Source organism: Phocaeicola sp. (assembly GCF_048170425.1).
GTDB lineage: Bacteria > Bacteroidota > Bacteroidia > Bacteroidales > Bacteroidaceae > Phocaeicola.
In genome coordinates this window covers 1-8,481 of sequence record NZ_DBEXBB010000109.1, presented here as the reverse complement: position 1 = coordinate 8,481, position 8,481 = coordinate 1, and the positions used below count along the sequence as shown (strand labels likewise).

Annotated in this window: 6 protein-coding genes; all 6 read right to left on the bottom strand. The window is 47.4% G+C overall.

What is annotated here, in order from left to right:
* Positions 1–183 precede the first annotated feature (183 nt).
* The gene (locus tag ACMJ0U_RS04475; protein ID WP_417128441.1) at positions 184–1,788 is read right to left on the bottom strand and encodes an MFS transporter; all 1,605 of its coding nucleotides are present in this window, start codon (positions 1,786–1,788) and stop codon (positions 184–186) included.
* Positions 1,785–2,849 carry an HlyD family secretion protein gene (locus tag ACMJ0U_RS04470; protein ID WP_022053553.1) on the bottom strand — a complete coding sequence of 355 codons (1,065 nt, stop codon included), beginning with the start codon at positions 2,847–2,849 and terminating at the stop codon, positions 1,785–1,787. The genes ACMJ0U_RS04475 and ACMJ0U_RS04470 overlap by 4 nt, the downstream gene beginning before the upstream one ends.
* Before the next feature lie 21 nt (positions 2,850–2,870).
* Entirely contained in the window at positions 2,871–4,193 is a 1,323-nt protein-coding gene (locus ACMJ0U_RS04465) for a TolC family protein (RefSeq protein WP_417128440.1), read from the bottom strand.
* Positions 4,174–4,614, bottom strand: coding sequence for a MarR family winged helix-turn-helix transcriptional regulator (locus tag ACMJ0U_RS04460; RefSeq protein ID WP_007562743.1), 441 nt, complete (start codon positions 4,612–4,614; stop codon positions 4,174–4,176). Before ACMJ0U_RS04460 ends, ACMJ0U_RS04465 begins: the two co-directional genes overlap by 20 nt.
* Positions 4,615–4,857: 243 nt before the next feature.
* Entirely contained in the window at positions 4,858–6,753 is a 1,896-nt protein-coding gene (locus ACMJ0U_RS04455; protein WP_417128438.1) for a RecQ family ATP-dependent DNA helicase, read from the bottom strand.
* A gap of 6 nt (positions 6,754–6,759) precedes the next feature.
* The coding region (gene recJ / locus ACMJ0U_RS04450) for a single-stranded-DNA-specific exonuclease RecJ (RefSeq protein WP_417128436.1) at positions 6,760–8,481 on the bottom strand (1,722 nt) is incomplete at its 5' end.

Below are 8,481 nucleotides of genomic sequence, written 5' to 3'. Positions count from 1 at the left end.
TCCGGAACGTCATGTCCAACAGATAGGACTATATGAAAAAACACAGAAAAAGGGCAATAATAATGGCATATAAAGTGATTATACTCTATCGACTTTATATGCCATCTTACTTTTAGGGACATTTACTGAATATCCCTAAATAAGGAGACTGTCGTGATGCTGCATCGGACAGTCTCCTTATTTTTATACCATATCGTCGCCTGCTTTGGTGTATTTTACGCGAATTGTCTTATGGAACGGTATAAAACGTGAAACAATGGCTATGACCAGTGAGATGACAAACAGATAGCCTAATATATGCTTGAGCGAAAGCAGAAGGCTTTGCTGCTGTAAGGTGGCATAGAGTGTCTGGGTAGCCATTTGTGTAGCTTCGGTATATTCGTGCCCTTGTGCCAGATGCTGTGTGAGGGACTGATTGAACTGGCTGGCAGCCAGCGGATCGGTCTGACTGATTGTTTCGGACAGGGAATACATGTATTTTTGTTCCAGCCGGTAGAGGGTATTGCTGTAAAAAGAGGTCGCCAGAATGGGGGCCAGTACCGAACGGAAGCAAATCAGGAAAAAGGCATTGGCCAGCAGGAATTTGGGATTCAGCTCCTCTACGGCGAACAGGGCAAAGGCTATGATGAGTACCAGCATGCCTAACCCTCTTAAGAATACAGGAAGAAAAAGCATCTCGTACGTACTTTCAGGAGAAACCGTGAAATACAATATTCCGAAAAAGGCTGCAAAACAACTCATACCGCCGGCTATCAGAAAGCGGAAACGCCAGCGTTGCCAGCGGAACCACCAGAAGCAGATGAATGCTCCCAATGCATATCCCGGCAACAGATAGATGTAAAGCTGGTACGTGTGTGTACTGTCTACCTTCAGAATGCTGGTCATATAATTGGTCAGCAGGGTGGTAGAGGTACTGAAAAACATGACCAGCATCATGTAGAGATAACCTACGATGGCTTTGGGTTGGTACAATGGGGCCAGGTTTACGTACGGCTGCTTGGAGTGATATTGTTTCCAGATGAAGAAAGCGATTAAGATGGGAGCAATGACCAGATAGAGCCGGATTTTAAAAGAAGACATCCAGTCGAGTACTTTCCCATAGTTAATGACGTACATCAGCATCAGTAATCCAGTGGCGATGACAAGCATTTCCCGAATGTGCAGTTCCGAAAGCCGGATGGGGTTAAGCGGCCGGTTGTGACGGAAGCAGACGATGACAATCAGAATGGATGCCATGAGCATCATCATCATGAAGTAATACATGTATTGCCAGTTGTAGTGATAGGCCAGTTCGGCGGTAACGATCATGGACACTTGTCCTCCGGCAAATACTAACGGGTAGAAATAGGAGTAGAACTCACTTCGTACATTTTTCGGACTGAAAATTTTGGTCGCTCTTCGGATGAACCAAAGCATGAGAAATCCTTTCAGGAAGCCGATAAAGAAACTGCAGATGATGACCAGGTCAATATTCTGCGAACGGGCGCATACCCAGCTGAGCAGGAACTGTATGCTCAGGTCGGTCAGTAGCAGAAACTTGGATGAAAGGGCATCAAGTACCTTGGGTACGATGGGGTAGGCTATGGCCATTCCGGCCGAAGCAGCATAGTATCCCATGGTGATGTCTTCTGTATTGGTTCCCAGTGTACTGGATACTTCGAGCATACTGCCGGTGTAGGAGCCGTTCAGCATGGTTACGGGAAGGATGATGAAGAAGATACATATCATCCCCAGCCAGTCGGGAACCCATTGACGTACGGGGACGTCGAGTTGTTTCATGGTCATCATTTGCGTAAGGCTTCTGTTTCTACCATCATTCCGGCTCTCAGACTGCTCATTTCTTCTGGAGTTATGTCTTTCAGGTCAATTCTTACGGGGATACGTTGCTGTACTTTGACAAAGTTTCCGGCAGAATTGTCGGTAGGAACCAGCGAATATTTGGAGCCGGTGGCTTCCGAAATGGCCGTTACAGTGCCGTGAAAGACTTTTCCAGGGAGGGCATCTACCTTGATGCGTACTTCTTGTCCGATGTAAATATGGATAATCTGTGTTTCCTTGTAATTGGCTGTCACCCATTTATCCGTATTCCTAACCAGATACGAGATGGTTTGCCCAGCCTGTACATATTGACCGGGTTCCAGGGTTCGGCGTCCCATATAACCGTCATACGGAGCTGTCAGTACGGTATATGACAAATTAAGACGGGCCAAATCCAGGCTGGCTTCCTTGCTCAAGATGGCTGCTTCTGCGCTGGTGGTTCGTCGGGTCGTTTCAGTGAACTGCGACTGAGCCGCTTTTCGCTGTTCTAACAATGCCTGATAGCGGGCCTGGGCTGCTTCGTAAGACGCTTTGGCCTGTTCGTATTGTTGTTCGGGTACAGATTCCTCTTTGAGCAGTCTGGCAAAACGGCGGTAGTCCTGCTCCAGCTGCCATAGCTTGGCTTTCGCTTCGGCAATGTTGGCGTCTTGCACGGCGATGTTGGTTTGTGAAGTCTCTATGCCGGAATGAAGTACCTCTTTAGAGCCTTTCACGTCCAGCAGGGCAGCTTCCGCCTCTTTCACCTTTATCTGATACTCACGGTTGTCCAGTATCAGCAGTGTATCTCCCTGATGTACATACTGATGTTCTTTGAAGCGTACTTCCTTGATGTAGCCGGAGGCACGGATGTTCAGCGGACTTACGTACTGGTCAATAAAGGCGTCGTTCGTAATTTCATAATGGATGTATTTCCAAAAGTAATTGGCCACCCATATCAGTCCGGAGCCGGCAATCAGAATACATAGAAAGTTGAGCAGGATGTTCTGCAGTCTTCTTTTCCGGAGTTTCTTGTGTGTATCTTGTAGCGTCATATTCTTTATAGTTTAGTGAAGTTATAATCTTCCGCAAGCTTTTTGCAGCTGGTAGTAGGTGTAAATGATTCTGGTGCGCGAAGAGGTCAATTGTAGCTCGGCATTGAGCAATACGGAATTGGCATCCAGCAGGTCGGTGAGTATGGCCAGCTGGTTCATGTAACGGTTTTGCATGATGCGGTAGTTTTCCTGTGCCTGGCGGACCGACAATTCCCAAGCTTCTTCTTCCTGCAAGGCTTCCTTGTGGCGCAGGATGGCATTGTAAATATCCATCTGCAGCTGTTGTTTTTTTAGCTCTTCTTCTTTTTTCTGTACGGCCACCTGAAGCTGGCTTTCCTTGATTTTGTGTCCGTTCTTGAATAAGGAAGAGAGCGGATACGACACGGAAAGTCCGATGTTCCAGTTATTGTTGTATAAGTCGGTCATGGTGCGCGTGATGGGGCGGGCCAGGGTGTTCGACGCATACAGGTTGATGTTCGGCCTGCGTGAGGCACGGTCTATTTCTATCTGGTTCTGGGCCAGTTCGGTTTCCTTGCGTAGCAGTTGCATGTCTGGTGCCTGCTCGTAGGCTGACAGGAGGTAGTCGTCGTAACTGTCCAGCGGAGTAGCTTGCTGAAGCAGTGTTGTGTCAGGCGTAATAATCGGGTTACGGTCGTTTCCTAATAGCAGGTTTAGTTGCTGCGACACGATGTGAATGCTGTTTTCCGTTTCCTGCAAAGACAGTCGGTCATTGGTCAGTTGCATTTCGCTGCGCAATACGTCATTGTTGGTGATAAGTCCCTCTTTCTTCATTTGACGTATATCTTGCAGGCGACGCTCGGATTCTTCGATGTTACGGGTAAGTACAAGATGCTGTTTGAATAAGGTAAAAAGCATCAGGTACTGGTTGAGTAATCCCAATTTGATGTCGGCCTGATTCGTCATCCGCTGCAGTCTGGCTATTTCGGTTTCAATGTCTGCCTTCTGGATGGAACGGCGGATTTTTCCTCCCTGATAAAGCGGCTGGTTAAAGTCGACCGTATAATTCTGCGACCAGTCCGGAGTATCAGGGTAGGTGGGGTTGGAAAGTCCGTTCTGAAAAACCACGGGCTGACCGATGATGCCTCCTTTCAGCCCTATTTCCAGGTCAGGAAGCAGGCCGGTTTTGGCATACAATTTCCTTTCATAAGCCATTCTTTCTTTCAGGCTGTCACTCTGCAATTGCAGGCTGCTTTTGATGCCCGATTCGAACAGTTGCTCGACCGACAAGAATAAAGAGTCCTGCTGTGCGTGTGCAGAGACAACCCCCAACAGACTACCTGTAAAAATCAGTTTTCGGATGATGTTAGAAACCTTCAAGGACATTTTGTACCGTTTTTAATTCAGATAATATCTTTGCCGTTCGTTCGGTAGACAATATTTCTTCTGCATTGGCGTATACCAGATTAAGAATCGGGCGAATCTGGACTTTAAGTGCTTCCCCCTCAGGAGTGAGGTACACCAGCTTGTTGCGTCGGTCATTCGTATCCTCTTTCCGGTAGACATATCCCTTCTTTTCCAGGTTGTTCATCAGGTTGGTCAGGCAGGCTTTGTCCTTGGCTGTACGCTCTGCCAGGGCCTGTTGGGTAATACCCTGTTCATGCCAGAGACTGCTTAAAACTTGAAGCATTTCGAAAGTGATGCCGGCATTATTATCTTTTAGGGTGCGTTGCATGGCACGTCGAAAGGCCATGCGAGTGCGGAAAATTTGTATCATGAGTTCCCGGAACTCGTTCCCTTCTTTCATTTTATGAGGTGATTTTTTAGTTATCCGGCTACAAATATAGCTCCTTTTTTTGAAGTAGTAAAATATTTGACTATTTTGTGCGAGAGAAACCTGTGCTTTCATTTGAAAGCGGAGGGGGAAATTCTCAGTACTTCCGAAGGAGTACTCCAGTACTTTCATGGAAGTACTCGAATACTTTCGGGGAAGTACTCCAGTACTGTCTAAGAAGTACTGAGAAGTAACAATAGGTTTATAATGAGTGGATTAGAATTTCAGGTATCCGTTCTCTTGCCGGATGATTTCTTCGGAAACCAAGTAGGATACCACTTTCATCAGGTGATTTTCAGGCACTTGCATTTTCTCCTTTATCTCTTGCAGCGAAAGCGGATTTTCTTTCAGTAATGCTTGCAATTGTTGACTGATGGCTTCAAATTCTCCCGACTTTAGGCCGGACTGATGTTGTTGCAGGCATACGTCACATTGCCCGCAATTGTGCTCGTTCTTTTCGCCGAAATAGCGTAACAGCATCCGGCTTCGGCAGCGGTTTTCGCTTTCTGCATATTCTATCATGGCGTTGATACGCTGCACATAGCTTTCTTTTCTGTCTTCGTAGACTTCCTTACTTAAATAAATGCGTTCCGTTTCTTGTCTTTCGCGTGTATAGATAATGTAAGGTGTCTTTTTGGCGGGAATATAATGCAGGATATGCTGCCGGCTCAGCGAGAGCAGGGTTTCATAGATTTGCTGTTTGCTCAGTCCCGAACGGGTCGACAGATTGTCTTCACTGATATAAGCATAGTCCGTGAAAAGTCCGGTGTAGCTTCTCAGTAGGATACGAATCAGTTTTTCTGTGTCTTCGCTTTGTTCGCGGATGCGGTACAGTTCTTCCTTGGTGATGGTAAACATGATACGCGAGGCATTGTCCTGCTCATCGGTATATTCCAGATAGCCTGCGCGAGTCAGGATTTTCAAGGCACTGTCGGTCTGTACGGGAAAATGCTTGAAATTACGGCAGAACTCATCGATGTTGAACGCGAAGGTGCAGCCTCTTCCGTCTCCCATGGCCATTTGGTAATAGAAGTTGATGTCTTCGTAAATCTTTCGGATATAACTTTTCTCGGGAAATGTGTCATTTACCCTCTGTTTGAGTGTGATTTTATCGCGGGCACAGAACAGCAGTACGGCATAGGCTTTCATGCCGTCTCTTCCTGCACGTCCGGCTTCCTGAAAGTAGGCTTCGGGCGAGTCGGGTATGTCGGCATGGATAACCACGCGTACGTCTGGTTTGTCGATTCCCATACCAAAGGCGTTGGTGGCTACCATTACACGGAATTCTCCTTTCAGCCAAGCTTTTTGTCGGGAATCTTTGGTCTCATCATTGAGTCCGGCATGATAAAAAGTGGCTGTGATGTGGTTTCGGTTCAGGAACAGAGAAATCTCTTTCGTCTTTTTCCGGTTGCGGGTATAGACAATTCCCGACCCGTCGACGCGTTGCAGGATGTGGAGCAGTTCACTTTCCTTGTCTTCCGTATGGCGTACCACATAGGCCAGGTTCTTCCGCTCAAAGCTCATGCGGAACACATTTTCCTGACGGAACTGGAGGCGTTGCTGGATGTCGCTGACCACTTCCGGAGTGGCAGTGGCCGTCAGTGCGATGACGGGAACTCCCGGGAGCAGCTGACGTATATCCGCTATTTTCAGGTAAGCAGGGCGGAAGTCGTATCCCCATTGTGAAATGCAGTGTGACTCATCCACGGTGATGAGGCTGACGTGCATGCTGCGGAGTTTGATTTGAAAGATTTCGGTATCCAGTCTTTCTGGAGATACATAAAGGAATTTGTAGTTGCCGAAGATACAGTTCTCCAATGCGATGACAATCTCTTCGCGCGTCATGCCGGAGTAGATGGCGGTTGCTTTGATGCCCCGTTCGCGCAGGTTTCTCACCTGGTCCTTCATCAGGGCAATCAGAGGGGTAATGACCAGGCATAACCCTTCTTGGGCGAGGGCGGGCACTTGAAAGGTAATGGATTTACCACCTCCCGTGGGCATGAGTCCCAATGTGTCCCGGCCTTCGCCTATGCTGCGGATAATGTCTTCCTGTATGCCTCGGAAATTGTCATATCCCCAGTATTGTTTCAGGATTTTTCGGTAGTCAGTCATGAACCGCTAACTTCGACTGGGCTTGATGTCTTCTATCTGTAGTTGGATTTCTCCCCGCTTGTGGGTATTTTCCTCAATGGTATAACAGATGTTGAACGACTGTTTGGTCTTGATGTAACGCACCTGCGAACTTTGTCCGAAAGCGATACCGTTCATGACGTTGTTCGACTTGTTGTCCACCAGCTCCAGTTTGATGTGTTCCTGGTCTCTTCCTACCACCTTGCTGGTACCATAATCATACACATTCAAGGTTGCGAAAACAGGCTTGTGGTTCTCCGGACCAAATGGGTTGAACTTCTTCAAGTCAAAGAAAAATTTCGGGGTGATGTCTCTGAAGTCCAGCTGTGCATCAATCTGGATAGTGGCGTTGGTCTGCTCTGGAAGAATGTGGTTGGTTACGTATTCTTCAAACCGTCTGGTAAACTCCGGCACATTTTCCACCTTCATGGATAAACCAGCCGCATAGGTATGTCCGCCAAAATTCTCCAGCAGGTCACGGCAATGTTCTATGGCTTTGTACACATCGAAGCCGGAAACAGAACGTGCCGACCCCGTAGCCAGATTCTCGGTACGTGTCAAGACCACGGCAGGACGGTAGTAGATTTCCGTCAGACGCGAAGCAACAATTCCGATGACTCCCTTGTGCCAGTCCTCATTGAAAATCACGATAGACCTTCTTTCAGACAAGTCGGACAGGTTGTCCACGATTTTATTGGCCTCTTCTGTCATGTTCTTGTCGAGGTCCTTACGCGTTTCATTGTAGCTGTTGATGCGGTTGCTCTTTTTCAATGCAGAGGCAAAATCCTTTTCAATCAGCAAGTCTACCGCTTCCTTTCCGTTTTGTATTCTTCCCGAAGCATTGATGCGGGGACCTATCTTGAATACGATGTCGCTCATCGTAATTTCTTTTTCAGCCAGTCCGCATACATCAATAATGGCTTTCAGACCGATACTGGGGTTGGCATTGAGCTGACGTAATCCGTGATAAGCCAAAATACGGTTTTCTCCCATAATGGGCACAATGTCGGATGCGATGCTGACCGCTACCAAATCGAGCAGGGGAGTGAGCTGATGAAACTCGATGCCGTTGTTCTGGGCAAATGCTTGCATAAACTTGAATCCTACTCCGCAACCAGACAGGTGTTCGTATGGATACGTAGAATCCGGACGCTTGGCATTCAGAATGGCGGCAGCCGGTGGAAGTACCTCATCGGGTACATGATGGTCGCAAATAATGAAATCAATACCTTTTTCTTTGGCATAGCTGATTTCTTCTACTGCCTTGATACCACAGTCCAGTACGATGACCAGTTTTACTCCGGTGGAGTAAGCATAGTCTACTCCCTTCTTCGACACGCCATACCCTTCATTATATCGGTCGGGGATATAATAATCGATGTTCGAGTAGAACTGTTGAAGAAATTTGAAAACAAGGGCGACAGCCGTAGTGCCGTCCACGTCATAATCTCCATACACCAGGATACGCTCTTTTCGTCCCATGGCCAGATTAAGGCGTTCCACTGCCACGTCCATGTCGTTCATAAGGAACGGGTCATGAAGGTTATTAAGCTGAGGGCGGAAAAAACGTTTAGCCTCTGCAGCAGAATGGATACCCCTTTCCTGTAATAGCTTACATAAAACAGGACTGATGCCAATCTCTCTGGAGAGGGCTCTGGCAGCTTCTCTTTCTTGAAGTGTTGGAGGTTGATAGTTCCATTTGTAGTTCAT